Here is a 24,221-nt window from a genome sequence, read left to right as displayed (position 1 = left end):
CATCCCCAAACGATTAACCTGTATTATTACTATACCTTAAATCCTATCCCAATTAAATAGATCTCTTTCGATGCCTGCCTTGACGCCTCTGGCTTATACACCTTAACAGAGGAAAAAGAACTATTAAACAACCTCTTGGACTCATCAAGCCCGGAACCAGAAAATGACTTCATCACCAATGCACCACCCACAGCCAAATGGTTTGCTGTCATGGCAATGGCCTGTTCAATCAAGGACAACATATTGGCCTGATCAACCACCGCCATTCCGGTAATATTCGGCGCCATATCTGAGACGATAACATCAAACTTTTGACCGTCTTTACAAATCGCATCAACTGTTTGCTGCTCCAAGAAATCTCCTTGAACAAACCGCACGCCAGAAATAGGCTTCATCTCCAGCAGGTCACAAGCAACAACTGTACCCAATGGCCCAACCAGTTTGACCAACAATGCTGACCACGCTCCTGGAGCACTGCCCAAATCTAGCACCGAGTGACCCCGATTGATTAATGAAAACTTGTTTTGAATCCCCTCAAGCTTATACGCTGCTCTAGATCTCGCACCCTCACGCTGCGCTTTCTTAACAAAAGGATCCTTTACATGTTTTGAGTACCACTTCTTTGTCAAAGCTTATTCCAAATTGAACACTCTTATAACCTAAGGCTTACTGCTCAAAACTCAAGTAAAAATTTTACAGCCTAATGCGCTTCCGCTTGATAGGCCAATAAGCTTTCTTTCGTTGGGCTCAATGATTTTGCGCCAGGCTCCCAACTTGGAGGACACACATCACCATGCTCATCATGAAAAGCAAGACTTTTCACCAACCTTAAAATTTCACTTGGATTTCTCCCTACTGGAAGATCATTCAGCTGCTGAATCCTTACCATACCTTCAGGATCAATAATGATTGTCGCTCTCAACGCAACATTGGGTGACGTATTTGCGACGCCGTATGCGGTCATCATATGTCGATCAATGTCTGCCAATAATGGGAAATTCAAAGCACCAACACCACCGTCACTCACAGCGGTATTACGCCAAGCGGCATGGGTATGCTCTGAGTCTATAGAAACCCCCAAAACAACAGCATTTTCTTGCTCAAACTCACCCGCCAATTTGCTCATTTCAAATAACTCAAGAGGACACACAAAAGTGAAGTCTAACGGATAAAAGAACAATACCACATGCTTTCCTTTGAACTCAGCCAGAGAGTAACTTTTTATATCACCGGAAGCTGAAACGCCTTGAACAGTGAACTCTGGTGCTTTTTGACCAACTAAATGACTCATATGATTACCTCTTTATTCTACAAAGACACCTTAACATTAGATGGCATTTTATTCAAGCACATCAATGATTGACTCGATCTTGCTTGCACAGTAAACTATTTATGACGTTAAACGGAAAACCATGTGATTCAATTGCCCGAACTGCCATTTTCTTCGAAAGATCTTGAGCCCTTTATCTCAGAAAAAACGCTAAGCTTCCATTACGGCAAGCACCATAAAACTTATGTTGATAAACTGAATGGGTTGATTGAAAAGACTGAGTACGCTTCGACTTCGTTAGAAAACATTATCCGCCACAGTGATGGGGCCATATTCAACAACGCCGCACAAGTATGGAATCATACCTTCTATTGGAACTGCTTGGCAAAACCCTCAAACCAAAAACCCAGCACTGAATTGCAAAAGGCCATCACAAGAGATTTTGGCTCCATTGAAGAATTCACCAATACCTTTAGCAATAGCGCGATAGGCCTTTTTGGTTCAGGGTGGTGTTGGCTTGTTATCTCAAAGGACCACAAGCTATCTATTGTCAATACTCAAAATGCCCAAACGCCGTTAACAACTGACCATACCGCATTATTAACCTGTGATGTCTGGGAACATGCCTACTACCTAGACACGCAAAACAGTCGACCAGAGTATCTCAAAAACTTTTGGGCTATCGTGAACTGGGCATTTGTCTCCGAACAATACCAAAAACACCTGGAGCAATATGGAAACACCTAAGCTTGATCCCTGGATTAAAGACCATTTATCCCTAAAACCCGGCGATAAAGTCGCCTTATGTCGGTGCTGGCAATCAAAACGTTTCCCCCTTTGTGATGGCTCACACCGTAAACTTAACACAACACAAGGACCGATCATTGTTGAAGCAAAATCTGACCAATAGCCTACTGCTTCTAACGCTAATGGCCTGGACTCAGGCCAGTGTTATTCATGTAACCGTACAGCCTGGCGATACCTTTAACACCATTCTTCGAAAAAATGGCATTGCCAGCCAATCCATTGATCAAATTAATGCACAAGCCAAACAACTACCACTCTTATCCCGACTCAACCCCTATGACACGATTGAGCTCACAACTCATGGCCCTTCACAACAGTTAACCAGCGCCATTATTTACAACAAAAACCAACCTTATATTTTAAGTGATAACAACCACCACTACCAAATCCATCCTTTGGCTCAAGATGATACCGTGAGTATTGTGAACTCGCCCACCAATGAAACCACCCAACAACCTGACAAAATCCGTATTCAGAGGCTTACGGCTGTGCTATTCCCAGAACAAGGTGGCTCTATCACTGCAGCCATTAAAAGCGGTCAGATTATTTCGTTGAAACTCACCTCACAAACGCAAACACAGTATGCTTTTTTAGCCCCAAATCCTTCTGGGATCACTGAATACTATGATAACCATAATCAATTTATTGGTCATGGATTCTCACGAACCCCCACCCAGTACAAACGCATCTCCTCGCCGTTCAACCCCAAGCGCATACACCCGATTAGTAAAAAGACCCTACCTCATAAAGGCGTTGACTTAGCCGCACCGATCAACACCCCTGTATGGGCTGCCGCACAAGGAACGGTCATACACAAAAGTAGTGACACGGGTTATGGCAACCTATTGATTATTGCTCATGACAATAACATCAAAACCTATTATGCCCACCTAAACAAATTTCATAAAAACCTCCAAGTTGGGCATAAAGTTCAAGCTTATGAAACCATTGGCTATGTCGGCTCAACCGGACACTCAACCGGACCACATCTTCACTTTGAGCTTCGCATTAATGATACCCCACTTGACCCCTTAACCACGGAAATTCCAACACCCAACCAACAAACCGCCAACCATCTTGAAAAAAACTACTACTTTTGATAGAATTACCGCCATATTAACCGGCCGACGCCATGCTTAACATTATTTGGTTTACATTAATGCTTCTATCTGTGATCACAGGTGCTTTAAACGGCACTCTTGACCAAGTCGCTGCTCAAGTCACCCTAAGTTCTCAAAAGGCCTTTTCAACAGCATTAAATCTCTCAGGGGTCATGATTTTATGGCTTGGCTTCATGAATATCGCACAAGATGCCGGCCTTGTTCAAAGTTTGGGGCGGTTATGTCGACCCGTTCTATACCGACTGTTCCCCGACATACCCAAGGATCATCCTGCACTAGGAGCCATTGCCCTCAACCTCTCAGCAAACATTCTCGGACTCAACAATGCCGCCACTCCTTTTGGAATAAAAGCCATGGAAGAGCTGGAGTCATTAAACAAGACTCCCTCAGTTGCCAGTGATGACATGTGTATGTTACTGGCCATCAACACCTCATCGATCCAGCTCATCCCTGCCACCGCTATTGGTTTATTGGCTGCAGCTGGTAGCTCAGCACCAACTGTCATCATATTAAGCACTTTAGCCGCAACCAGCATCTCAACAGCGGTAGCCATATTTTTGTCCTTTAAATTTCGCAATAAACCATCATGATTCAACTTATATCCAATATTGCGCTTTTAAGCATTATCCTTGGTATCCCGCTTATAGGGCTTATCAAGAGAGTGCCCATATTTGAAAGCTTTATTACCGGCGGCAAGCAGGGGTTTAATATTATCATCAATATCATGCCTTTCATCATTGGAATGTTTCTTGCTATTGAGATGCTTCAAGCATCAGGTTTTTTTACCATTCTACAAGACATCCTCCCATTCCATGACTACCCCCCTGAAATCATTCCACTGGCCCTTATCCGACCAATAACTGGCTCAGGAACCATTGCCGTACTCATCGATATTATTGATAAATATGGTCCTGACTCTCTTGGCGCACGCACTGCAGCAACCATCCTTGGCAGTACTGAAACCACATTCTATGTCATTGCCGTATACTTTGGTGCCATCAAAGTCAAACACTATCGCCACGCTATAACCGTCGGACTAATCGCAGACCTTGCTGGCTTTATCGCCTCTATCCTAATCTGCGGGTATATGTTTGGCAGCTACTAGCATCACTTCATAAAATACGATATAATTTTTCAAACATATCGGAATTTACCATGCGACGTTTTCTCCATATTGGCATACTTATTGGTTTATCCTCCTCAGCTTTTGCATGGGATTTATTCTCGTCCCCTCCTCCTAAGAAAAAAGTCTCCGAAGATATTGTGACTATTCGGCCCGGCCCCCCGCCTACTTGCTTACCCAAAAAACAACAAGAACAAACCAATCGCTATACCTGCCCCTCTGCCAAGGAGCTGTATCGGTCTGGCATGAAATGGAAAACCGATAGCGGCTGGCAAAGCTTCCAAGAGTCTTTTTCTGAAGGCATAAGCCACTTTAAAGGCGCACAATGGAAAGGTATTGGTGTTGGCCGTATCTATTGCATATATCAACCGTCAGACCCCACAGAGTTCCCTGTTCAACTTACCATCTCACCATTAATATCACAGCCAACTACTGCTTATTGGGAAGACGTACCCAGTCGATCAATTCTCAACTGTCTCAGCCCTCACAGCGACCCCTGTGATTGCCAATTCTCATACTATATTGACGATGAAGAAGTTAGCTCAAAAGGTCACATTTTAGACATAGAGAAACAGTAGTCCCGTCAAGGTTTGGGCAAATGAATGTCATCATCTTTAACATCAAACATGTCTTTGGTACTTCGTATTGCTTCAACCTCTTCTATAGATTGATTCGCCCTGAGGCCCTCATCCACTACCTCTTTCTTTAAACCAGTAACGCTACGCCCAATAGGACCTGTTATCTCTCTAGATATACTTTGGTCATAAGTAAAAAATGCTGCCACCCCTTTGACCATCGACCTAGATACGCCAACCACACAACCAATGCTATCTCCAAGACCCAAACAAAGCATCGATTTAAAACGGTAGATCAAGCTCAAATCAGCTCGAGACAAACCGTCATGCGCCTCTAATGCCGATAATTCATCAAATAGTGCCTGTTGCTTCTGAAAGTCAAGGTCTTTTATCAGCTTATAAACAGAAAGGACACTGAGATCTTGAAGCTCCATTTGTAACGGTGCTTCAGGACCTTCTGCAATGTCTGCTCCCGCCTCCTTAGAAGTATCCTCCAAACCCTCTACAGGCTCTTTGGGTACGGGAATTTCTCGCGGCACATTCATATCATCATCATTTTGCATTTTTTTCTCTTTTTTAATTCTTCTAGTTTTAACGCCATATATTTATTTGACAAAAATTATGGCCGTTTATTTCTTTTAATATAACACCGCCTAGGCACTATAATACTCCATTTCCTAAATCTCTAATACAGTGCGCAATTTCAGTCAACACATCATCATCGACATCACTGGCTTGAAGCTGAGGGCAGAGCCCATAAAACGTCCACTCAATATCAACACGAAAATATGCTTCTCCCAAGTAAATACCTAAATCATTACAAACCTGAAGAAGCTGCTCATGAACCTCTCCTGGCAATGCAGGCCATGTGACCAAAAAACCAGCATCATAGCGCACAAAGCGAATAATTTCCCAAACAGCTCCATCTAAAGACACATTCATGATGCTTGGCGCTGTACACTTACGGTAAGGATGAAACCACAATGAGTCTACAGGCAGATAACCATTTTTATCTTTCCTGCCAATTTCGTAGCGAGGCACTCGAAGCCCTTTTGATTCCGCAATAGCTAGCAGTCTAGGAAACTGGTATTGAGACACCGTCAGTGTTTGCGGCGTCACAGGATTCAACACCAATCGCGTCTGAGAAAACAAACTCAGCAAATATGCCTGCCAACAAAATTGGACATACATTTTATCTTGACGCTCATAATGCCTTAAGGATTTATCAAAACGATAAAAAACCTCTTGAAATAATATCCGCTCACAAAAATTACTAATGATATGCCCATTAACCGACCAAGCATGCTGATCCTGCGCCCCCAAACTAACATGAACCTGAGTTTCATTCACGAGGGTGTCTATATCAACCATATAAACAGACTTCCCCAAAACCTTCCCTAAGATCATTGAAAAACGCGACCCCGCATGTAAAATAACCCACTTATCCATCTTGACACAAATACCTATACAACATTTGACTAATAGGCGACCCGACCATCTGCTTCTCATAATAAGAATAACCTGGGGACGGATTAATTTCTAAGAAGTAATACTCACCTTTCATCAACACAAAATCAATCCCAGAAAAATATAAGTTCATTTCCTGAGCCAACCTTTGACACAGCCTCAATAAATAAGACGGCAAATTGAACCTCGTTGCAGGCCTTACGTTTAGATCATAACGATAATCCACGCTATCTGAAACAATCTCCTGAGCAAAACATGCCCCACCCAACACATGAACACGAATATTACACCGTCCCTGGTCTTTCTGAAAAACAACAGGCTCATGAACCTGATGCTGCCTATTACCATCGACATGATCCACAATCGAACGCAAAGAGCTAATGGATTTGTAGATGTAGTCACAACCTCTGATGCTTTTAATACTATGGTTAGCATAAACTTGAGTTTGTGGAACAGTAAACCCTAAGTCTTTTGCCTTCTGCAACTGCCATAACTTTGAGAAATTTGTCAACGTATCTTTAGGTCGATTAATAACATTAGGATAATATTCATCCATTAACCAATTTAAATAACAGATCATCATATTGTCTTCATGATACGATAACATGCGATTGTAAACTGCAGTTACATCCTCATGCAACAGCTGCCCGCCACAAGGAAACTGCCAGCCACTCTCTGAAAGCTGAATATCTTGATTGATTCTATTGGTGTTGATAAATAGTATCCTCTTATCTTGCCGCACATAACGCTGTTGATAAAAATGTTGTAGCACTGGATCTGAAGCCACACCCACCAGCAATGAAGCCATTAGACCCAACCTCCAGTATCGGGCGCGGCACTAATATCATCCTTACCCTCCTTGCCATCTTTACCGTCTTTACTCGACTGCTTATCTCCTCTAGAGGCCTGAAGCAACTCTTGGTTTAGTTCTATTCTGGCAAACTTATTAAGCATCACATACATCCCCATTTTCTACCCCCTGGCCTAGATGGCTTGAAGCGTCCTTTTCAACAATACCTTTTTTCAAGCCTCGAAAAATAACTTTTCCATGAATCTCAGTATTTTTTAACACCAACCTTGGCCGTTTTAAATAATTAATAATCGTCACGTTACCCTCAATGATATTGGACGAAAACTCAACGGATGACCCCACCACTTTGACATCGTCATAAAAATGACTGCCAGATGCCGTTAATGACCCATAGACATCAACCTCCTTATCAAAAGCAACTCCTTTAAAACAGGCAAAGCCATAAACTTTAACGGGAGACTCAATGGTTGTGTTTTCCAGCGAAATACCACCATAATATGTTTGCCCTGAATGCGCCGTTGACAAAAAGACACACACACCCAAAACCGGCATTATCCAACGCGGATTATTCAATAGCACTCTCCATATAAACTAACAGCAAAATAGCAAACTAAATGCCTCCCACCAATACCGTTTTCCACCTCATTCATAACAACCAACGATTAATCAAGAATCCATAGCCTCAAATGGCCCTCGTTGAATATTCTGCTCATATTCGAGCAACCAGACTCCAGCAAAAACAGTAGCACAAGCTTTAGGCTGCTGGTTCAAAAGGTTAATGCTTGCTCTGAACAACACACGTTGAAACCTTAACAAGGGATGTCCCACCAATCCATTTGCGACAAGGTAGGTGGCAACAAACTGAGTAGTGACAGCCCTTAACCCTCTTTGTGAAGGCTCTTCCTGAAAATACAAGAAAGCTGAATGCCCTGCCGCCAGTACTAACGCGCCTAAATGTCTTTGTGTCACAGTGCTTCCTTCTAAACGATCCAATAATCTAGACAGCAGCAGGGTATCCATAAATCTTAAGGCTCCAGGAGTTAAAAATCGGCAAAATAAGAAGCCAGCCCCAAACACAAAAACACGCGCCACTGCCTGCTTAAGTGCCTCCTCTCTTTGCCCATCCCTGCTAACATGATGGGCAGGAGCCCTCGGTATTCTTAAAACAACCATCATCATCCTAATTTTTTATTGATCCGATGATAATAAAGTCGGTCTAAAAAGGCAACCTTATTTGACTAGCAATCGTTACAAAAGATAAAATACCTATTAATAGCAATGCCAAATATAAAATGGTCAGGCGCTTAGAATTGCTATCAACATTTAACATGTTTATCCCTAAATGAATATCAGACTAGCCTAAAATATCTTTTAATCGAAAAGCAATTGACACATCACCATCAATCGTAATCTGCCCTGAAGTAAACAACCCCACTGCACTTTCATCACCATGCAAAATCGCCAACAAATGCTCTTGAGAAACATGAATCACAGCGTCAACATCACGAACCTCAACCGTTGACAAAGAACCATTGGTTCCATCAACATACAACTGCGCCCCATCACAATCCAAGCAAATGTTTGATTGCAATTGAGCCAACGGTAACTTATTTAATAATTGTTCAATCTCTTTCATCTCAATTTTCCTCATTGTTATGCTTTATTATAGCACATTCTATAAAAAAGACAGAAAAGTTACAGAGATATCCAACAACATCTTGAGCCTTCACAGATAAGGTGCTAAAATATCTTCTTTAAAATTTGGTATAACATGCAAAAGTCACCATTAACATCAACAGGGGAAGCGCTACTTAGAGGCCAGCTTCAAACCCTAAAAACATCTGAGCGACAAAGACTCCGTCATGTATTAGAAGAAGCTCGAGCCCATGGCGACCTTAAAGAAAACGCAGAATACCACGCTGCCAAAGAAGAACAAGGCTTGCTTGAGGCGAAAATTAGCTATATTGAATCTCAACTTCAATCATGTACAGTGATTGACACCTCAAAACTCAATACCGATAAAGCTGTCTTTGGCGCTATCGTCACACTTGAAAATATTGAAACTGAAGACAAATCAACTTATCAGTTTGTTGGCGAGGCAGAAACCGATATGGAACAAAACAAAATCTCTTACCGCTCTCCTGTGGCACAAGCCTGTATTGGTCAAGAAGTGGGCGATACTGTTTCGGTTGACACACCCAGTGGCCAAATTGAGTATGAAATCATGGATATTCGGTATAGTTAAGGCGCTTCAATCTCCTCAAGGATTGTTTGGGCATGATTTTTTAACTGCATCATGCCTTCTTGCAAACCTTTATCCGCCTCAACAGCAACCGCATCGATACGAGATAATGCCTGTTGTGGTGTTTGCTTGACTTGTCCTTTGAAGTCCAGTCCTTGATGCACAAAGCTCTTAATGGATACTTCTGCCGCGCTTTGTAATGCCCCAGGGATTTGCTCAGGAAAAAACCGCCATAAATACCGCAAAGCCTGTTCTTGCAAAACGGGGTTACTGTGCTGCTCAAGTAGTGCGCCTTTATTCTGTGCAAGATGAAAACTCGTACACCAATCCGTTTCATCCTTTGACAAAAAGCTTTGTTGATAAAGCATGGCATCCAAATCAACGCCCTCTATTGAATCATACATCTGATGCCGGCAATGCTGCACAAACTCAGAAATATCAGCATTGGCCAACATCTCTAAGTTGGCATCAACAATCATTTTTGTGTCGTGAGGCAAATTTTTTGTATAACGGTCAACATATGGCAATACAAAGCCTGGTTCGCCCAGCTTCTTTTTGACCATTAGCGGCATAATAGTGTCATCAGATAAATCCCCCAATGGTTCATCAAGCCTCAAAAAAACCAACTGGTTTTTATAAACATGGTGTGGGCCCAAATGAAGCACTGGCGCTTGATAATGGCGACCCTGTCCAAAGCGTAAATGAATCATCATCCCTACCCCGGCATAACGTCCCTCTTGAGCCATTAAATCATTGACCCGCTTTTGATCTGTTTGCTTATCAAAATACCCTAACAAATAGTCCCACATAGGCTTATTCAACCGAAGATGCCGCAACATCGCAACGGTTGCCTCTACATCATTCATCGCATCATGAGATCGGCCCTCAACCCATTGGTTCTCACGATTGAAATCCTCCAACTTAAAGCTTGGCAAGCCATTGTCTTTTTTCGGCCATATCAGCGTATCGGGAGCATATAAGTAATAGAAGACCACCATTGGCAACAAATCAAAACGACCACATTGGTTCTGATACTGGTGGGTATATGGTGGTAAAAGTGTTCGGTAAAATGCAAAACGCAACATTTCATCATCGAAGCCCAGGGTGTTATACCCCCCGCTCATCGTTCCTGGCTGATTCAGTGCTTGATGCATCTCCACCACAGCGACAGACTCTGCGACAATCCCTGGACGATCAACCCCTAACTGATGGACCAAATATGCGTCTACTGAAGGAACCATATCTCGACGCCAAGCAACCTCAACGTTATATCGTTCAATTTCTTCTAGCGTATGACGGTCTAAACGAATGGCTGCAAATTGTAGCACCTGATCTAGAATCATTAGACCACTGGTTTCCAGATCATAAATCAGCAATGAGCTCATAATAGCAACCCAACACGCTCATGAACCACTGCCAAGGTTTGATCTGCAATACCATTGGCATTAATCGCACCCTGTGCCAATACTTCTTTCAAATACGCAGTATCACGCCGATATCGCTCATAATTGGCATATATTTCTTCTACCCGACCTGAAACCATTTGCGCCAAATCTTTTTTGAACTGACCATAGCCCCCGCCAGAATAACGTGCCACAATACTTTCAACATCCTCATGGCTACAGGCTGCGTATAAATCAATTAAGTTTGCCAGCCCTTTTTGCTGCTCAGGGTTGTAACAAAAGCTATTCAGCGAATCCGTTACTGCCCGCATAATTTTTTTCTGAATCAAACGTCCTGAGTCCTCAAGAGCTATATAGTTATTTGAGTCCTGATCTGACTTAGACATTTTCTTCATAGGATCACCCAATGCCATAATCCGTGACCCTGTATCTGCAATATAGGGCTCTGGAACCACAAAAGTTTCCCCAAAGGTCTGATTGAAACGAATAGCAAGATCCCGAGTCATTTCAATATGCTGTTTTTGATCAGACCCTACCGGCACCAAATTCGTTTGATACAGCAAAATATCAGCAGCCATTAATGCTGGGTAAAACAGCAGCCCTGCACCAATACGCTCCCTTTTGGTGTTTTGAGACTTGTCCTTGAACTGGGTCATACGATTGAGCTCACCCAAAGAAGTGATACAGCTAAGTATCCATGCCAATTCAGCATGATGCTTCACATCTGATTGCATAAAAATGGTGGTCTGTTCAGGATCAATACCACAAGCAAGATAAAACGCCACCAAGTCTAATGAATGCTGCTTGAGCTCAGCAGTCGCTTGAGGAACCGTTATCGCATGCAAATTTGCAATAGCAAATAAACAATCATGCTCTTGCGCTTGTAATACTTCCCAATGCCTTATGGCACCTAAATAATGCCCGATACCCAGCCGACCGGATGGCTGAATCATGCTAAAAACTCTAGACATCTGTTACCTTACCTTTTTAAATAACCATACTGTACACTAATCCATCAAGAGGGTAAACCTCACCCACCACCAACGCCAACCACAAATTGCTAAAAAAAGTAAGATTTTACTGGAAATCACCAACTAAATACGTTACTATTTCCGAGATTTTTAGATATTTAGGGGATAACAATGAGTAAATGTATCGTTCTAGGCCAAGGTAAATCTGCAAAGATTCGCCAAGTTGGTCACAACCGTTCGCACGCCAACAATGCTACGAAACGTGTATTTAACGTTAATATTCAAAAAAAGAAATACACCTTATCTGATGGTACCAGCGTCCGAGTCGATATCTCAACAAAAGGTATTCGTATCATTGATAAAAAAGGCGTTGCCTTTTTAGAGCAACTGCTAAAAGCACAAGCAGAATAACGTAACTAGGAGCAATTATCATGGCAAAGTGTTCACCAAAAGCATCCAAAAAAGGTCGTTTGGTAATCAAGCTTGTTCACAAAGCGACAGGCGAATTTTATACCACAACCATTAACGACAAAACACGCAAAGAAGAGCAAAAAAGCAAACTCTCATTAATGAAGTACTCTAAAAAACTTCGTAAGAAAGTGCTTTTCGTTCAAGAAAAAGCTTAAGAATTCATTCTGCTGATTAATAACGCTGCCATTGCAGCGGTATCAGCCCTTAAGATGCCGGTGTTCAGTTTAACCAACTGAGCGCCGCATTTTATTTCAGCCTCAGAAAACCCACCCTCAGGACCGATAATAATATCACCCTCTAGTGGCCTACCAGAGGATAGACAGTCCTCTGCGTAAGGATGAAGTAATATAGGTCCATTCATCTCCTCGCAGTACTCATCAAACCCCATATAACGAAGCGAGGGCTTGAAATAACACTCAGACTGCTCACATGCGGCTATAATAATACTATTCCAGCGTGCTTCTTTTTTTGCAAAAGCCTTGGCATCAAAAGCAATCGGGGTATTCTCACAGTGCACCAAAACAATATCGGACACACCAATCTCAGTGGCTTTTTGTAAAATAAACTCTGCCGTTGCAAGTTTGGGAAGACCTAGGACCAACCGGGGCAAGCTTGTCTCTTTTGCTTGCTGAACCGAGGCAACCTCGCACAACACATGCCGGCGATCGACCGAAACAATAGTCGCGTCTGCATACCGACCACAGCCATCAATGAGCCTTAACTGATGCCCTACTTTTAGCCGCCTCGCCTTCACATGTTTATATGCATCTGAACACAGCACTTGCTGGCCCATAACCAAATTTGGTTGGTAAATATTCATATCTTCCCTAAGAAAAAGCTTACAACAAATTTAGCACATATGCCTCTTCTAAACCACGGCATTAGCCGATAAATTATCACAACGAAAAAATGTGCAAAACAATGAATAAAGTTCTATTTAGACACCCCGATGGCACCATATACCTCCTCATTAATCAGCACCTGATTTTGCTGTATGAAAATCACTCCAGCTTTGAAAGATCTGAGGCACTGAAACGACTCCCCCCGCAAGAGAAGGCATTACTTTACAAGCTAATAAATGCTCGTAAGTTACAATCGCTACGGGGATCACGGCAATCTGAGGATGTAGCATCGCAACCAACCAGCTAATTAAACCAACAGGCAGTGCCTCCAATGCCCGAATGACCAATAAAGCTTCCGCCAAAATGGTATAGGCCATAATTATTTGCGCACTAGAAATCACCATGGCCGCACAGATAGCGGCTACACCCAATAACCCAGAGACTTGAAACATCAGGTTAACTTCCACCTGTACCATGCCAATCAAGGAATACAGCGACTTTACTGCAAGCGTATTGACCACTGTGGACAAAATGGACCAATGGACTCCCAACAAACCTAAGCCGGCATAAACAACAACACTAACCCACAAAAAAACAACCTGACTGAATGAAGCGCTAGCCACAGCCACACCGTTCCTTCTGTTTTTTCATTTCATCGAGGTCTTTCTGAGCATTTTCTAACAAACGCTTTTGCACCAAGTAATCCTCTTTCGCCACCAGCCCCAAACGTTGAATCACCTGCTTCATGGCCATTTCAATCTCAATTGTAAACATTGATAGTATTCGGCGTAGCTTTTGAGGGAAAAAAGCCATAATATCGATATGATCCATATTCAAGGTTAAGCCCCTTCTGCAACAGTTTTTAAGAAACGCTCTTCGATCCATTCAGCAAACTCACAGAGTGTTGCTTGGTGAGAGGCTTTCGCATCAATACACCACTGCTGGATTAACGCCACCATATCCTGACCTTTAGCATGATAAAAAATCTGGTACAATTGCAACTGAAGGTCATATACCTTATTGAGTGTTTCATCTAATGACAATGCTTGACGAATAGCCACTTTGTCAGCCTCCTTTAACAACTGGGGCGGGCGCTTCAACAGACGTAATAGCTTATTACCATTAAGCAACGCTATGCTCTTAGCTTTTTCTCGACACGCAACAGTTAACACCCGGCGCTGAAATTCTCGATAAATCCCCATTCTAGCATTTAACACACCTTTGACCCCTTCAAGCTTATCGTTGGCAATATTTGGCATAACGTAGTTGACCTTAGCGAGCCTTAAAAAACTGAGTATCTTGATATACACATAACCCAAGTCGAACTCAAAAGATCTTGCAGAGAACCTTGCAGACCTTGGATAAGCATGGTGATTATTATGCAGCTCTTCACCGCCAATCAAAATCCCCCAAGGGAGGATATTCCTAGACTGATCAACCGGCTGATAGTTGCGATAGCCAATATAATGCCCTACCCCGTTAATAACCCCGGCCGCCAGTACAGGAATCCACAACATTTGCACAGCCCACATCAAACTGCCCTTTCCAAAACCAAATAACGTCATATCAACCAACAAAAAGGTAACCACACCTGCATTCTTTCTCTGATAAACATGATGTTCCAACCAATCATTTGGGGTTCCAGCACCATATCTATCCAAAATATCTTTAGAAGCAGTTGCCTTACGGTATAATGCCACCCCACGAAAAACCACGGACCAAATTCCATAGATTTTAGGGCTGTGTGGGTCTTCTTTTGTCTCCACATGTGCGTGGTGCTTGCGGTGTACCGCCACCCACTCACGGGTATTCATCCCTGTGGCCAACCATAACCACAGCCTAAAAAAATGATTTAACACTGGGTGCAAATCTAACGCCCGGTGTGCCTGAGCACGGTGTAAATAAACGGTGACACTAATGATTGTAATATGCGTTGTTACCAAGGCAATCACTAGCCACTCTATCCATGTGATGCTAAAGATCATGACATTCCTCCTATTGTGGCATTATAAAATGCCCGCCATCAAATGCCAAGCTATTCCTCAAGTTTCTCAATACAATCTACAGGACAAAAAACCACACACTGGGGCTCATCAAAATGCCCAATACACTCCGTACAAAGCTTTGGATCAATTTCATAAATGGAGACGCCTTGAAAGATGGCTTTATTTGGGCACTTGTCCTCACAAACATCACAGTTGATGCAGTCTTCATCAATCTTCAAAGCCATGCAAATCATCCAATCGATCTAATCGCTCCCAGGAAAAAGCATCCCCCTCTCTACCAAAGTGGCCAAAGGCTGCTGTTGGCAAAAATCTAGGGGTTTGAAGCTGTAAAGCGTCAATCATTCCTTTTGGAGAAAAATCAAATACTGTTCTCACCATTCGTAAAATCTTATCTTCTGGAATGGTATTGGTTCCAAAAGTATCCAGTGCAACCATTACTGGATGTTCTACCCCAATCGCATAAGCCAAGCATAACTCACATTGCTTTGCAACCCCTGCTGCAACGACATGCTTGGCCACATAACGTGCCATATAAGCCGCTGTTCGATCAACTTTTGTACTGTCCTTGCCTGAAAACGCACCGCCACCATGCAAGGCAAAACCACCATAAGTGTCTACCATCAGCTTTCTGCCCGTTAGACCACAGTCTGCACTTGGACCGCCTCGAATAAACGTCCCTGAAGGGTTGACAAAATAAACGGTATCTTTATTCACCAATGCTTTAGGAATCACCAAATCAATCAATGATGATTGAATAAAAGACCGCACCTCCTCCAATGGCATGTCTGCTTGATGCTGGGTAGACAGCACCACACTTTTGATACCAGACGGCACGCCACCCTCATAAGAGACAGTCACTTGAGATTTTGCATCTGCCAAAATTCTTGGATCCGTTTGACGAAGCTTTTTATGAGCTCGCATCAGTTGGTGCGACAAATAAATTGGCATCGGCATATACGCCGGGGTTTCGTCACAAGCATACCCATACATCATACCTTGATCACCTGCGCCAAGCGATTCATGCTGATCCACACCATGCGCAATCTCTTTGGACTGTTGCCCAACATGCAACATAAGCTCAATATCCTCAGGATGACACGGCTTACCGTATACACCTGTTAGCACCTGACAGACAATCTTCATATAATCTATTGTTGCATCAGCAGAGACTTCTCCTGAAATAACCACCATGCGCTCTTTAACCAGAACCTCGCACGCAACCCTACCTAAAGGATCTTGTGATAAAACAGCATCTAACACCGCATCAGAAATCTGATCCGCTATTTTATCAGGATGACCATCTGATACCGACTCAGAGGTATGTTGTGTATAAGGCATAACAGTCCTTCTTTATTCATTTAAAATATATCCTACCGTAGTATCCATTGATATCCAAGAGTTTTTTGAACCCCCAGCAGATTGTTGTCAAACAAGCCCGAATACCGTAGAATAAAAAAGATAACAGATCGGCGCATAAAATGCTTAAAATCCTTTACGTTGAAGACGATGAGATTGCTCAAGAGATTGGAAAAAAGATGTTCTCTTTGTTCCCCAACATAACGATCACAATGGCCACTACAGGTTACGAGGCCTTAAACCTTTTCTCGCCCAATACATTTGACCTCATATTAACAGACCTAGGCTTGCCTGATATCAGTGGCGTGGAGCTCGTTCAAGCCATTAATGCGCAATACCCGGAATGTCCGCCCGTCGTAGCCATCACAGCGCATTTAGACCCCAGTGAGCCGCCACCACATGGCATTTCGCGTATTTATGCCAAACCACTAACCCATGAAATTATCACTGAAATATTCAATAATTTTGATCGAACTTAAATAGTCACCATTTCAAAATCATCTTTCATAGCACCACAATCTGGGCACAACCAAGTCTCTGACACATCAGCCCAAGCAGTTCCTGCTGGAATACCATCAGCTGGTGCACCAACACCTTCGTCATAGATATAACCACAAACCAAACACAAATACCGCACATCATCTCCTCTCTCAATTCACCACACAGTAGTTGCCTCATCGAGGATTGTCAAATAAGAAAATTTCGCCAATTATTACTTTATTTTATGAATCAATATGATAATATCCCAAAAGGGGGGGTCGCATGACACTATTAGTCTATATTTTAATTGGCATGGCCATTGCAACAATGTTAAAAATTCCAGCCATTTTAGGAGGAATCTTTGCGCTTGTCTTATATTTGCGAAACAATTTTCGCAAAAACTTTACCTATTCCTCATTCAAGAGCCATGGCACCCCCTCCTCCTTCCATTACCATTGCTTTTCACTAATGGGGTATTTGGCCAAAGCTGATGGCGTTGTTTCTAAAAATGAGATCTTGATCACCCAACAAATCATCCAAGATCTGTGCCTCAATTATTCACAAAAAGCAATGGCTCAGAATGCGTTCAAAAAAGGCAGCAAAGGCCTAGACCTAAATAATCTAATCCTCTTTTTAAAAATCCTTCAGCAAACCCAACCTGAGCTAATTGACCGTTTTTTTCAGTACCAAGAACGCATTATTCAAGCAGATCACACGAAAAGCATTCAACAAATAAACATATTAAATCAAATCAAATTTCATGTTAATAACACCCAGCGTAGCCACTCAAAAGCCCATCATGCCCCACCCCTAACATCATTAAACAACGCTTATCAAACCTTGGGCATCAATGCTTCCATGGATTTTAATACCATGAAAAAAACTTACCGTCGCTTGGTTGGCAAGCACCACCCTGACCGAAAGATCCACGAACAAGACAAGAAGGCTGCTGAAGAAACTCTAAAAAAGATTCAAGTTGCTTGGAACGTCATCAAAGCCCACCATCAAAAAGCAAGTGCATAATATGGAAATACTCCCCTCTCTTTTAGCCGCCCATCCTCTAAAACTCCAAAGAGATATTGAGGCAATGATCGCATTGGACCTCCACTACCTACATATCGACATCATCGACTATCATTACACCCCCAACTTTGGACTGTCCCTTGATCACTGCAAAGCAATCAAAAAAGCCTTTCCTGCGATAAAACTTGATGTTCATTTAATGACCAACCCCACCCCGATATCCCTAATTGAAAAACTGATCGATATCGGTGTTGATGCCATTTCCCTCCACCATGACACCTTAGTGCAGCCTATTACAACAGACATCCTGCGTAACACACTTATCCGTGCAGCCATATTACCCAGTGAAACATTACAAGAAGAACATACGGCCTATCAGAACATTTTGGCTTTGGCGGTCTCTCCTGGGTTTTGTGGTCAACAACTACAACCCCAAGCATTAACAACGATACAACAAGCAAAAGAACGGGGATTACATACCATGCTAGATGGCGGTATCAACGTATCAACAGCTGCTCAGGTTGCCGCATGCAATCCCGACGCTGTTGTCATTGGAGGTGGGCTGTTCAACCAACCACTGGCACAACAACGCCAGCTGATCCAAATGCTTAGGGATCCTCAAGACTCAACACACCAGAGTTGACATTGTACGCAAACAGCTCAGCATAGCGTCCCCAGTCTACAATGGTTCTTAACACCCTTCTTGAGGCCACTTCACTCATTTTTTCCTGCAGGACGCCCAGAAGCTCTGACTCATGCATGGTATGGTTCTCAACGTTCTCAAGCGTTCCTCTCACATATACCGCAACTGGAACATGATCCAGCAACTGCCGAGCAAATAGTTTTTTCTGATCCAAAATGCTGGCTTTCGCAAAACCATCACCCGTAGGGGTCAATTGGAAACGTCCTCCTGAAACCGTTGCAAAACGCAAGATCTCTACGGCTTCTGCAACAGGTAGAATCTCATCAAGCCCCAAATGCATCTCTTCAGCCACTTCAGAGAGCTCTGCATGCTCACTGCCATCACCAGACACCAAAAACTCCAATAAACCTGTGATGTTTGATACCGGGACTGAAGGCAACATGTGTCCCAAACGTATGGTTCTAAAGCGCATACCAGCACGTTTTGCCTGAAAGTTGACCTCCGCAATGGTTTGATACACCTGATCAACCAGCTCCGCCATCTCTTCATCCTTGTCATCTCTTGGATGAGCAAGATCAATGCGCATCTCTGATTTAACCTTTCCTGGATCCGAACCAAAGATCAAGATCCTATCAGCCATATAAACGGCCTCTTCAATATTATGTGTCACGATCAGCATTGACTTTAAGTTGGTTTTTTTGCTTGTCCACAGGTTGATCAAATCCCCTCGTAAATTTTCAGCTGTTAAAATATCCAGCGCTGAGAACGGCTCATCCAATAACATGATCTCAGGATCAACAACCAATGCCCTTGCCAAGCCAACCCGCTGTGCAATCCCTCCAGAAAGCTCTTTAGGATAAGCGGATTCAAAACCATCCAGACCAACCATATCAATGGCTTTTAACGCTTTGTCACGTCGATCTGTTGTCGACATCCCACTAGACTCTAACCCCAATTCAACATTTTCAAGCACCGACATCCATGGCAACAAAGCAAAATGCTGAAACACCATACTCAAGTTTTTCACCCCACCAAAAGCCGGCTGTTGTTTATAGTACCGAAATCCATTGCTTGGCTGAATCAAACCCGCAATGATCCGCAACAATGTTGACTTTCCAGACCCTGATTTACCCAACAAGCAAACCACTTCCCCTTCATTCAGACTCAACGAGATATCATCCAACACCAGTATTTCTGACTGGGATCCTCGATGAAATGATTTTTTCACATCTTTAATTTCTAAAATTGGTCCTGCCATTATCGCCCCCCATAACGTCGATCAATCATCCGGTATAATGGTAACCAAACTACCCTGTTAATCAACAACACATACAAACACATCACAGCCACTCCCAGACACACCATGTCTGGTTGTGCATTCCTCGATGCTTCCATAATGAAAGCACCCAAACCATCTGCATAAACCACCTCACCATTCCATTCTGCCATCTCAGCAATGATACTGGTATTCCAAGCGCCCCCAGCAGCTGTGATAACACCGGTTAATAATGACGGCAAAATACCGGGCAAGATAACCTTTTTACACAATTGGAATTGTGACAAATGCAACGACTTTGCCATCATTAATAAATCATGAGGCAATGCTTTCACGCCCGAGATGACATTAAACAAAATATACCATTGCGTCCCTAAAACAATTAAAGGCGACAACCAAATATTGGGATTATACCCCTTTGCGATCACCAACGAGCCAACCAAAGGATAAAGCATGTTAGGTGGAAACGCTGCCAAAAACTGAATCACTGGTTGAAAAATATTCGAGGCTTTCTCATGCATCCCTAAGTAAATCCCAACAGGAACCCAAACAATACAACACAACAACACCAACACAAACACCCTGAAAGCGGTATACGCACCTAGCATTAATGCTGTTTCTACCTCTCCCCAAGTCAGAACTGACCCCATATCCAATAGCACCTGCAAGACCGCATAACTCGCCCATAGCAAAACACCATAACCAAGAGCGGCACCCAACCACTGAGGCTTTTTACGGTAATATTTAAACTTTTTCTGCCCTTGTCGGCCCTGGGTTAACCAAGACAACAGTCGCTTAATGCCTCCCCAAACCCGAGAACCCGTGACCAAGCGATAGACCCAATTTGCCTTCCCTGAACCGGGATTTTCCCGAGACAACAACCAATAATTTAACGGCCGAAACAACAACTGATCATACAACATGATCACGGCAAATAAGCACCCTATAGCATAGTAAACTGCTTGAAAATCTCCCTGAGCAGTTGCTACCGCAATATATGACCCAATCCCCGGTAATGCCACATCATGATTGGCAATGGTCAAAGCCTCCCCTGCAACCACAAAAAACCAACCTGCTGACAACGATAGCATCGCATTCCAAATTAATGCTGGAGCCGCATGTGGAACTTCCAAACGGAAGAAACGTTGCCATGGCGTTAGGTGATAAATCCGCATGACTTCGTCAAGCTCTCTTGGTACAGCCTTTAAACTTTGGTAATAACACAAAATGAGGTTCCAAACCTGGGAGACAAATACCGCAAAGATTGAAACCAGCTCTGGCCCTAAAAAGCTGCCTTTAAATGCTGCAATAATCCAAAGAAAGGACACCTCTAAAAAACCAATAACAGGAATAGACTGCATGACATCAATTGCAGGCAAGATAATCTTTTCTGCCAAGGTATTTTTTGCGGCTATTCCCCCAACAACAAACGCACACAATAACGATAAAAATAATGCAATAAACATTCTAAGAATCGTTCGTAACGCATAATAAGGCAGCCGCTCCGGGCTCAAATCAATCACAATTGGATCGCCCAGCTCATATTGCACCAACATATCAGATGCTGCTGATGATATTAAAAATAGAGCCCCTATGATCAACACCATAATCACCACATCCCACATAGCAAAAACGGAGGGACGTTTTATATCTTTAGTACTAAAAGAATTAATGAGAGGCATGAGACACCAACTGTTGGTATGCGTCATCTAATGATGACACATGAATCCCCTGAAGTACTTTGACCTCACCATCAACACGGAGCAAGTACAGCGGTACCGACTGGTTATCTAATAATGCTGACTGCTTGTAATGGCTCTTCACATAACTCAGCGCCCAATGAGGCTTACCCTCTATTGAGACCGTTTCTAAGCCCAGCGACTGCTCCAGTTCTGACAATCTCTCAGCATTAACGGGACCCGACTTGTCCAACAAAGCTTCATTATATTGCGCTATTGCGCCTTTTTTCTCAGCCTCATACGCCAATAACGCCGCGCGGGTTGCTTCACCCCCCAATACAGGCAACGGCCTCAGCACAAGCGCTACATCAGGATGCGCTTGAATAAAATCTTTCACCCAGGGATAACTTTTTTGACAAGCGCTGCATCGATAATCGATGTAGGCAACCAATCGATTCGGTGCTTTTTGGTTGGCCAAAACAATGTCTCCATCTTGCGATGCTACAACTTGTTCTAGCTTTTCATTCATTTGGTTCTTTGCATAAAGTTCTAAAGCCTGCGCGACCACATCAGGATGTTTTAAAATATATTGCTGAATACGATCATCAATATTGGCGGCAAAAACGGACGCACCCAATATCGTTAAGACTCTAAACAGTTTCATCATTTATTCTCCAGCTACCCCATCATAGAATAGCAGAGAATCATAGACTTTTCTATGCCTCTACGTCATCTCCTAGATACATGACATCCTCTGGTGCAATATCTAGTGTACGGCACTTCTCTAGTGCCTGTTTTTCAATTTGACTCACACGCTGCATGGAAACCCCAAGTTTCTCAGCCAATGACTCCAATGACGCCTTCTTCCCAGACAGCCAACGAGACTGTATGATTTCACGCTGCCTATCATTTAACGATGCCAACATTTTTGTAACCAAGGTCGTATGTTGCACATCCCGTGATTCATTTTCAAACACTTGCTCAGGCGTGGCCTTACCATCTGGCAACAGCTCCACCGTCGACACACCTTGGGCGCTGGTAAATTCAACGGATGCATCATGGTTTGCCAATGACGCCTCAACCACATCAATATCCGCAACACTCACACCATATTCTTTAGCCAATTCTTGACGCTGACTCAATGAGAACGTGCTACCACTCTGCATATGCTTGCCTAAATTAAATAAAAGCTTGCGACGTTTCTTGTTGGTCACAGAACGTACCATCCGCATATTTTTAATAATATACTCATTAATGTCACAACGAATCCAATACACCGCATAAGAAATAAACCGCACGCCTTGGTCTGGGTCAAACTTTTCTACCGCCTTCATCAAGCCAAGATTTCCCTCCTGGATCATATCAGCCAATGGCAAACCATAACCTTTAAAACCTTTGGCCACATAAACCACAAACCGAAGATTGGACAACACCAAATATTGTGCCGCCTGTCGATCACGGTTCTCTCGATACAACTTGGCATAATGCAATTCATCTTCTTGACTTAATAAGGGGATACTGGCTATTTGTTTCAAATATGCATCAAGACTATCACCGTAAGATGCCGTAGGCACCAACGATGTCGATAAAGGCACCAACGCTTTATTTGACTTGGTGCTGGGCAAAATCTCGCCGCTTATGGTCTCTAATGTCTCTTTACTCAAAAATAAATACCTGTAATTTAATACATTATATCAAAAAAATACAAAAATGTCTAGGCAAAAACCTCATCCACAAAGACCTTAGGATCAAACAACTGAAGGTCCTCACTACTTTCACCACTGCCTAAAAACCGAATGGGCAATCCCATTTTGGCCACTGAAAACAATGCACCCCCTTTGGCAGACCCATCCATCTTGGTTAGCACCACACCGGTAACGCCAAGCGCTTCATGAAACAATTGTGCCTGAGTCACATTGCTTTGCCCAAGACTACCGTCTAGCACCAGCCAAACCTCATGGGGCGCTTTTGCATCCAACTTCCCCAAAACCCGTTTGACTTTTTTCAACTGATCCATCAACCCTTGCTGACCATGCATTCTTCCTGCTGTGTCCGCAATCAACAGCGTTGCTCCAGCTTGTTTTGCTGTGCCATACGCATCATACATCACTGCAGCCGGATCTTGAGTATCAGGCCGATTAATAAACACCGCTCCAACAGCATCCGCCCAATAGTTCAATTGTTCATCTGCTGCAGCACGGTAGGTATCTCCTGAGGCTAACGCAACCTTATGGCCCTGCTCACCATAATACCGGGCAAGCTTTGCAATACTGGTTGTTTTTCCCGCCCCGTTAATACCCACCACCAAAACAACTGGCATGAGGGATTCAGACAGTGGCTTAACCGGCTGGAAAAACCCTCTTAAAAAGGCTTTTAATGTCTCCAGTAACGTGGCGTCTTCATCAACACCTTGGGCACACACTGTTTGCAAGTGAGCCATCGCCTCGTCTGTTAATGACAAACCCAAGTCTGCATCAATTAATGCGCTTTTTAAAGATGACAAAGTGGCTTCATCTAACCGTTTTTTACCCTTTAATATCCCCACCACACGTGACATAGCACGCTTTGTTTTGGCATAAACCCGATCTGTGTTTTTTGTAAACCAATGCATAATATTCTCAAGTTTCTATACTGTATCATAAGGCCTTAAGAGCA

General features: G+C 43.1%; 35 protein-coding genes. 12 read left to right on the top strand and 23 right to left on the bottom strand.

The genetic code is table 11. The annotated features are described in order from the left end of the window. Positions 1-29: 29 nt before the first annotated feature. Positions 30-629, bottom strand: a complete 600-nt coding sequence (locus MKS91_RS03230) for an RlmE family RNA methyltransferase (RefSeq protein ID WP_258569404.1) — start codon at positions 627-629, stop codon at positions 30-32. Positions 630-700: 71 nt separating this feature from the next. Continuing rightward, positions 701-1,291, bottom strand: coding sequence for a peroxiredoxin (locus MKS91_RS03225; protein ID WP_258569403.1), 591 nt, complete (start codon positions 1,289-1,291; stop codon positions 701-703). A 123-nt stretch (positions 1,292-1,414) separates the two neighbouring features. Here MKS91_RS03225 and MKS91_RS03220 point away from each other — a divergent pair, with 123 nt between their 5' ends. The 6 genes from MKS91_RS03220 to eirA are packed head-to-tail and all read left to right on the top strand — an operon-like array spanning position 1,415 to position 4,899. Beyond that, on the top strand, positions 1,415-2,017 hold the full coding sequence (locus MKS91_RS03220; protein WP_258569402.1) for a superoxide dismutase: 603 nt from the start codon (positions 1,415-1,417) through the stop codon (positions 2,015-2,017). Continuing rightward, positions 2,004-2,180, top strand: a complete 177-nt coding sequence (locus MKS91_RS03215) for a CDGSH iron-sulfur domain-containing protein (RefSeq protein WP_258569401.1) — start codon at positions 2,004-2,006, stop codon at positions 2,178-2,180. Before MKS91_RS03220 ends, MKS91_RS03215 begins: the two co-directional genes overlap by 14 nt. Further along, a complete protein-coding gene (locus tag MKS91_RS03210; RefSeq protein ID WP_258569400.1) occupies positions 2,155-3,177 on the top strand; it encodes a M23 family metallopeptidase in 1,023 nt (340 codons plus the stop codon). Before MKS91_RS03215 ends, MKS91_RS03210 begins: the two co-directional genes overlap by 26 nt. Before the next feature lie 32 nt (positions 3,178-3,209). Beyond that, positions 3,210-3,788, top strand: coding sequence for a nucleoside recognition domain-containing protein (locus MKS91_RS03205; RefSeq protein WP_258569399.1), 579 nt, complete (start codon positions 3,210-3,212; stop codon positions 3,786-3,788). Continuing rightward, the gene (locus MKS91_RS03200; protein WP_258569398.1) at positions 3,785-4,303 is read left to right on the top strand and encodes a spore maturation protein; all 519 of its coding nucleotides are present in this window, start codon (positions 3,785-3,787) and stop codon (positions 4,301-4,303) included. The genes MKS91_RS03205 and MKS91_RS03200 overlap by 4 nt, the downstream gene beginning before the upstream one ends. 50 nt (positions 4,304-4,353) lie before the next feature. Then, positions 4,354-4,899: a T4SS-associated protein EirA gene (eirA, locus tag MKS91_RS03195; RefSeq protein ID WP_258569397.1), complete on the top strand. Its 546-nt coding sequence runs from the start codon at positions 4,354-4,356 to the stop codon at positions 4,897-4,899. A gap of 5 nt (positions 4,900-4,904) precedes the next feature. Here the strand turns inward: eirA and MKS91_RS03190 are convergent, their stop codons facing one another. The 7 genes from MKS91_RS03190 to MKS91_RS03160 all read right to left on the bottom strand — a co-directional run bounded on the left by MKS91_RS03190 (position 4,905) and on the right by MKS91_RS03160 (position 8,810). Continuing rightward, positions 4,905-5,459: a hypothetical protein gene (locus tag MKS91_RS03190; protein ID WP_258569396.1), complete on the bottom strand. Its 555-nt coding sequence runs from the start codon at positions 5,457-5,459 to the stop codon at positions 4,905-4,907. A gap of 97 nt (positions 5,460-5,556) precedes the next feature. Beyond that, complete coding sequence (locus tag MKS91_RS03185) at positions 5,557-6,345, bottom strand: hypothetical protein (protein WP_258569395.1); 789 nt, start codon at positions 6,343-6,345, stop codon at positions 5,557-5,559. Then, on the bottom strand, positions 6,338-7,171 hold the full coding sequence (locus tag MKS91_RS03180; RefSeq protein WP_258569394.1) for an ATP-grasp domain-containing protein: 834 nt from the start codon (positions 7,169-7,171) through the stop codon (positions 6,338-6,340). Before MKS91_RS03180 ends, MKS91_RS03185 begins: the two co-directional genes overlap by 8 nt. Further along, positions 7,171-7,317 carry a hypothetical protein gene (locus MKS91_RS03175; protein WP_258569393.1) on the bottom strand — a complete coding sequence of 49 codons (147 nt, stop codon included), beginning with the start codon at positions 7,315-7,317 and terminating at the stop codon, positions 7,171-7,173. Before MKS91_RS03175 ends, MKS91_RS03180 begins: the two co-directional genes overlap by 1 nt. Continuing rightward, the gene (locus MKS91_RS03170) at positions 7,310-7,747 is read right to left on the bottom strand and encodes a hypothetical protein (protein WP_258569392.1); all 438 of its coding nucleotides are present in this window, start codon (positions 7,745-7,747) and stop codon (positions 7,310-7,312) included. The genes MKS91_RS03175 and MKS91_RS03170 overlap by 8 nt, the downstream gene beginning before the upstream one ends. Positions 7,748-7,840: 93 nt before the next feature. Beyond that, a complete protein-coding gene (locus MKS91_RS03165) occupies positions 7,841-8,353 on the bottom strand; it encodes a hypothetical protein (protein WP_258569391.1) in 513 nt (170 codons plus the stop codon). A gap of 175 nt (positions 8,354-8,528) precedes the next feature. Beyond that, on the bottom strand, positions 8,529-8,810 hold the full coding sequence (locus MKS91_RS03160) for an SCP2 sterol-binding domain-containing protein (RefSeq protein ID WP_258569390.1): 282 nt from the start codon (positions 8,808-8,810) through the stop codon (positions 8,529-8,531). A gap of 135 nt (positions 8,811-8,945) precedes the next feature. Here MKS91_RS03160 and greA point away from each other — a divergent pair, with 135 nt between their 5' ends. Beyond that, positions 8,946-9,419: a transcription elongation factor GreA gene (gene greA / locus MKS91_RS03155; RefSeq protein ID WP_258569389.1), complete on the top strand. Its 474-nt coding sequence runs from the start codon at positions 8,946-8,948 to the stop codon at positions 9,417-9,419. On the opposite strand, the gene MKS91_RS03150 is transcribed toward greA, so the two are convergent. Further along, positions 9,416-10,801 (bottom strand): exonuclease domain-containing protein, encoded by a 1,386-nt coding sequence (locus MKS91_RS03150; RefSeq protein WP_258569388.1) that lies wholly within the window; start codon positions 10,799-10,801, stop codon positions 9,416-9,418. The two genes, greA and MKS91_RS03150, sit on opposite strands and share 4 nt — an antisense overlap. Further along, positions 10,798-11,790: a tryptophan--tRNA ligase gene (trpS, locus tag MKS91_RS03145; RefSeq protein WP_258569387.1), complete on the bottom strand. Its 993-nt coding sequence runs from the start codon at positions 11,788-11,790 to the stop codon at positions 10,798-10,800. The genes MKS91_RS03150 and trpS overlap by 4 nt, the downstream gene beginning before the upstream one ends. A 171-nt stretch (positions 11,791-11,961) precedes the next feature. Between trpS and rpmB the strand changes: the two genes are divergently transcribed. Both rpmB and rpmG read left to right on the top strand, forming a co-directional pair. Continuing rightward, positions 11,962-12,201, top strand: a complete 240-nt coding sequence (gene rpmB, locus MKS91_RS03140) for a 50S ribosomal protein L28 (RefSeq protein ID WP_258569386.1) — start codon at positions 11,962-11,964, stop codon at positions 12,199-12,201. A gap of 20 nt (positions 12,202-12,221) precedes the next feature. Further along, the gene (gene rpmG, locus MKS91_RS03135; protein ID WP_258569385.1) at positions 12,222-12,416 is read left to right on the top strand and encodes a 50S ribosomal protein L33; all 195 of its coding nucleotides are present in this window, start codon (positions 12,222-12,224) and stop codon (positions 12,414-12,416) included. Here the strand turns inward: rpmG and MKS91_RS03130 are convergent. The 6 genes from MKS91_RS03130 to metK all read right to left on the bottom strand — a co-directional run bounded on the left by MKS91_RS03130 (position 12,413) and on the right by metK (position 16,447). Beyond that, positions 12,413-13,081 (bottom strand): RsmE family RNA methyltransferase, encoded by a 669-nt coding sequence (locus tag MKS91_RS03130; protein ID WP_258569384.1) that lies wholly within the window; start codon positions 13,079-13,081, stop codon positions 12,413-12,415. The genes rpmG and MKS91_RS03130 overlap by 4 nt on opposite strands. A gap of 150 nt (positions 13,082-13,231) precedes the next feature. Beyond that, positions 13,232-13,726, bottom strand: coding sequence for a hypothetical protein (locus tag MKS91_RS03125; protein ID WP_258569383.1), 495 nt, complete (start codon positions 13,724-13,726; stop codon positions 13,232-13,234). Beyond that, on the bottom strand, positions 13,719-13,934 hold the full coding sequence (locus MKS91_RS03120) for a hypothetical protein (RefSeq protein ID WP_258569382.1): 216 nt from the start codon (positions 13,932-13,934) through the stop codon (positions 13,719-13,721). Before MKS91_RS03120 ends, MKS91_RS03125 begins: the two co-directional genes overlap by 8 nt. Positions 13,935-13,942: 8 nt before the next feature. Next, entirely contained in the window at positions 13,943-15,088 is a 1,146-nt protein-coding gene (locus MKS91_RS03115; protein ID WP_258569381.1) for a DesA family fatty acid desaturase, read from the bottom strand. Between the two features lie 50 nt (positions 15,089-15,138). Continuing rightward, positions 15,139-15,333: a YfhL family 4Fe-4S dicluster ferredoxin gene (locus MKS91_RS03110; protein WP_272880551.1), complete on the bottom strand. Its 195-nt coding sequence runs from the start codon at positions 15,331-15,333 to the stop codon at positions 15,139-15,141. Further along, entirely contained in the window at positions 15,317-16,447 is a 1,131-nt protein-coding gene (metK, locus tag MKS91_RS03105; protein WP_258569380.1) for a methionine adenosyltransferase, read from the bottom strand. The genes MKS91_RS03110 and metK overlap by 17 nt, the downstream gene beginning before the upstream one ends. Positions 16,448-16,587: 140 nt before the next feature. Here metK and MKS91_RS03100 point away from each other — a divergent pair, with 140 nt between their 5' ends. Further along, positions 16,588-16,944 (top strand): response regulator, encoded by a 357-nt coding sequence (locus MKS91_RS03100; RefSeq protein WP_258569379.1) that lies wholly within the window; start codon positions 16,588-16,590, stop codon positions 16,942-16,944. On the opposite strand, the gene MKS91_RS03095 is transcribed toward MKS91_RS03100, so the two are convergent. Beyond that, positions 16,941-17,102, bottom strand: a complete 162-nt coding sequence (locus MKS91_RS03095; RefSeq protein ID WP_258569378.1) for a rubredoxin — start codon at positions 17,100-17,102, stop codon at positions 16,941-16,943. The genes MKS91_RS03100 and MKS91_RS03095 overlap by 4 nt on opposite strands. A gap of 125 nt (positions 17,103-17,227) precedes the next feature. Here MKS91_RS03095 and MKS91_RS03090 point away from each other — a divergent pair, with 125 nt between their 5' ends. Beyond that, positions 17,228-17,968, top strand: coding sequence for a DnaJ domain-containing protein (locus MKS91_RS03090; protein ID WP_258569377.1), 741 nt, complete (start codon positions 17,228-17,230; stop codon positions 17,966-17,968). A 1-nt stretch (position 17,969) separates the two neighbouring features. Next, a complete protein-coding gene (locus MKS91_RS03085; RefSeq protein WP_258569376.1) occupies positions 17,970-18,611 on the top strand; it encodes a beta/alpha barrel domain-containing protein in 642 nt (213 codons plus the stop codon). Here the strand turns inward: MKS91_RS03085 and MKS91_RS03080 are convergent. From MKS91_RS03080 to ftsY, 5 genes are read right to left on the bottom strand one after another with little or no spacing between them, the layout of a single operon-like run. Continuing rightward, positions 18,577-19,869: an ABC transporter ATP-binding protein gene (locus MKS91_RS03080; protein WP_258569375.1), complete on the bottom strand. Its 1,293-nt coding sequence runs from the start codon at positions 19,867-19,869 to the stop codon at positions 18,577-18,579. The two genes, MKS91_RS03085 and MKS91_RS03080, sit on opposite strands and share 35 nt — an antisense overlap. Further along, positions 19,869-21,596, bottom strand: coding sequence for an ABC transporter permease (locus MKS91_RS03075; RefSeq protein ID WP_258569374.1), 1,728 nt, complete (start codon positions 21,594-21,596; stop codon positions 19,869-19,871). Before MKS91_RS03075 ends, MKS91_RS03080 begins: the two co-directional genes overlap by 1 nt. Next, positions 21,556-22,233 carry a thioredoxin domain-containing protein gene (locus MKS91_RS03070; protein ID WP_258569373.1) on the bottom strand — a complete coding sequence of 226 codons (678 nt, stop codon included), beginning with the start codon at positions 22,231-22,233 and terminating at the stop codon, positions 21,556-21,558. The genes MKS91_RS03075 and MKS91_RS03070 overlap by 41 nt, the downstream gene beginning before the upstream one ends. A gap of 49 nt (positions 22,234-22,282) precedes the next feature. Further along, positions 22,283-23,230: an RNA polymerase factor sigma-32 gene (locus MKS91_RS03065; protein WP_258569372.1), complete on the bottom strand. Its 948-nt coding sequence runs from the start codon at positions 23,228-23,230 to the stop codon at positions 22,283-22,285. A gap of 50 nt (positions 23,231-23,280) precedes the next feature. Beyond that, positions 23,281-24,177, bottom strand: a complete 897-nt coding sequence (gene ftsY, locus MKS91_RS03060; RefSeq protein ID WP_258569371.1) for a signal recognition particle-docking protein FtsY — start codon at positions 24,175-24,177, stop codon at positions 23,281-23,283. Positions 24,178-24,221: the final 44 nt, after the last annotated feature.

This window comes from Candidatus Synchoanobacter obligatus, assembly GCF_024259865.1.
Lineage (GTDB): Bacteria > Pseudomonadota > Gammaproteobacteria > Comchoanobacterales > Comchoanobacteraceae > Synchoanobacter > Synchoanobacter obligatus.
Note: the sequence above shows the minus strand (reverse complement) of the source record. Positions and strands in the feature narration are given on the sequence as shown.

What these genes read in the sequence shown, in the direction of transcription:
- MKS91_RS03225 (WP_258569403.1), bottom strand. Translation starts at nt 1,291, where the DNA reads ATGAGTCATTTAGTTGGTCAAAAAGCACCAGAGTTCACTGTTCAAGGC.
- MKS91_RS03215 (WP_258569401.1), top strand. Translation starts at nt 2,004, where the DNA reads ATGGAAACACCTAAGCTTGATCCCTGGATTAAAGACCATTTATCCCTA.
- MKS91_RS03205 (WP_258569399.1), top strand. Translation starts at nt 3,210, where the DNA reads ATGCTTAACATTATTTGGTTTACATTAATGCTTCTATCTGTGATCACA.
- MKS91_RS03200 (WP_258569398.1), top strand. Translation starts at nt 3,785, where the DNA reads ATGATTCAACTTATATCCAATATTGCGCTTTTAAGCATTATCCTTGGT.
- eirA (WP_258569397.1), top strand. Translation starts at nt 4,354, where the DNA reads ATGCGACGTTTTCTCCATATTGGCATACTTATTGGTTTATCCTCCTCA.
- MKS91_RS03190 (WP_258569396.1), bottom strand. Translation starts at nt 5,459, where the DNA reads ATGCAAAATGATGATGATATGAATGTGCCGCGAGAAATTCCCGTACCC.
- MKS91_RS03185 (WP_258569395.1), bottom strand. Translation starts at nt 6,345, where the DNA reads ATGGATAAGTGGGTTATTTTACATGCGGGGTCGCGTTTTTCAATGATC.
- MKS91_RS03180 (WP_258569394.1), bottom strand. Translation starts at nt 7,171, where the DNA reads ATGGCTTCATTGCTGGTGGGTGTGGCTTCAGATCCAGTGCTACAACAT.
- MKS91_RS03175 (WP_258569393.1), bottom strand. Translation starts at nt 7,317, where the DNA reads ATGCTTAATAAGTTTGCCAGAATAGAACTAAACCAAGAGTTGCTTCAG.
- MKS91_RS03165 (WP_258569391.1), bottom strand. Translation starts at nt 8,353, where the DNA reads ATGATGATGGTTGTTTTAAGAATACCGAGGGCTCCTGCCCATCATGTT.
- MKS91_RS03160 (WP_258569390.1), bottom strand. Translation starts at nt 8,810, where the DNA reads ATGAAAGAGATTGAACAATTATTAAATAAGTTACCGTTGGCTCAATTG.
- greA (WP_258569389.1), top strand. Translation starts at nt 8,946, where the DNA reads ATGCAAAAGTCACCATTAACATCAACAGGGGAAGCGCTACTTAGAGGC.
- MKS91_RS03150 (WP_258569388.1), bottom strand. Translation starts at nt 10,801, where the DNA reads ATGAGCTCATTGCTGATTTATGATCTGGAAACCAGTGGTCTAATGATT.
- trpS (WP_258569387.1), bottom strand. Translation starts at nt 11,790, where the DNA reads ATGTCTAGAGTTTTTAGCATGATTCAGCCATCCGGTCGGCTGGGTATC.
- rpmB (WP_258569386.1), top strand. Translation starts at nt 11,962, where the DNA reads ATGAGTAAATGTATCGTTCTAGGCCAAGGTAAATCTGCAAAGATTCGC.
- rpmG (WP_258569385.1), top strand. Translation starts at nt 12,222, where the DNA reads ATGGCAAAGTGTTCACCAAAAGCATCCAAAAAAGGTCGTTTGGTAATC.
- MKS91_RS03130 (WP_258569384.1), bottom strand. Translation starts at nt 13,081, where the DNA reads ATGAATATTTACCAACCAAATTTGGTTATGGGCCAGCAAGTGCTGTGT.
- MKS91_RS03120 (WP_258569382.1), bottom strand. Translation starts at nt 13,934, where the DNA reads ATGGATCATATCGATATTATGGCTTTTTTCCCTCAAAAGCTACGCCGA.
- MKS91_RS03115 (WP_258569381.1), bottom strand. Translation starts at nt 15,088, where the DNA reads ATGATCTTTAGCATCACATGGATAGAGTGGCTAGTGATTGCCTTGGTA.
- MKS91_RS03110 (WP_272880551.1), bottom strand. Translation starts at nt 15,333, where the DNA reads ATGGCTTTGAAGATTGATGAAGACTGCATCAACTGTGATGTTTGTGAG.
- metK (WP_258569380.1), bottom strand. Translation starts at nt 16,447, where the DNA reads ATGCCTTATACACAACATACCTCTGAGTCGGTATCAGATGGTCATCCT.
- MKS91_RS03100 (WP_258569379.1), top strand. Translation starts at nt 16,588, where the DNA reads ATGCTTAAAATCCTTTACGTTGAAGACGATGAGATTGCTCAAGAGATT.
- MKS91_RS03090 (WP_258569377.1), top strand. Translation starts at nt 17,228, where the DNA reads ATGACACTATTAGTCTATATTTTAATTGGCATGGCCATTGCAACAATG.
- MKS91_RS03085 (WP_258569376.1), top strand. Translation starts at nt 17,970, where the DNA reads ATGGAAATACTCCCCTCTCTTTTAGCCGCCCATCCTCTAAAACTCCAA.
- MKS91_RS03080 (WP_258569375.1), bottom strand. Translation starts at nt 19,869, where the DNA reads ATGGCAGGACCAATTTTAGAAATTAAAGATGTGAAAAAATCATTTCAT.
- MKS91_RS03075 (WP_258569374.1), bottom strand. Translation starts at nt 21,596, where the DNA reads ATGACGCATACCAACAGTTGGTGTCTCATGCCTCTCATTAATTCTTTT.
- MKS91_RS03070 (WP_258569373.1), bottom strand. Translation starts at nt 22,233, where the DNA reads ATGATGAAACTGTTTAGAGTCTTAACGATATTGGGTGCGTCCGTTTTT.
- ftsY (WP_258569371.1), bottom strand. Translation starts at nt 24,177, where the DNA reads ATGCATTGGTTTACAAAAAACACAGATCGGGTTTATGCCAAAACAAAG.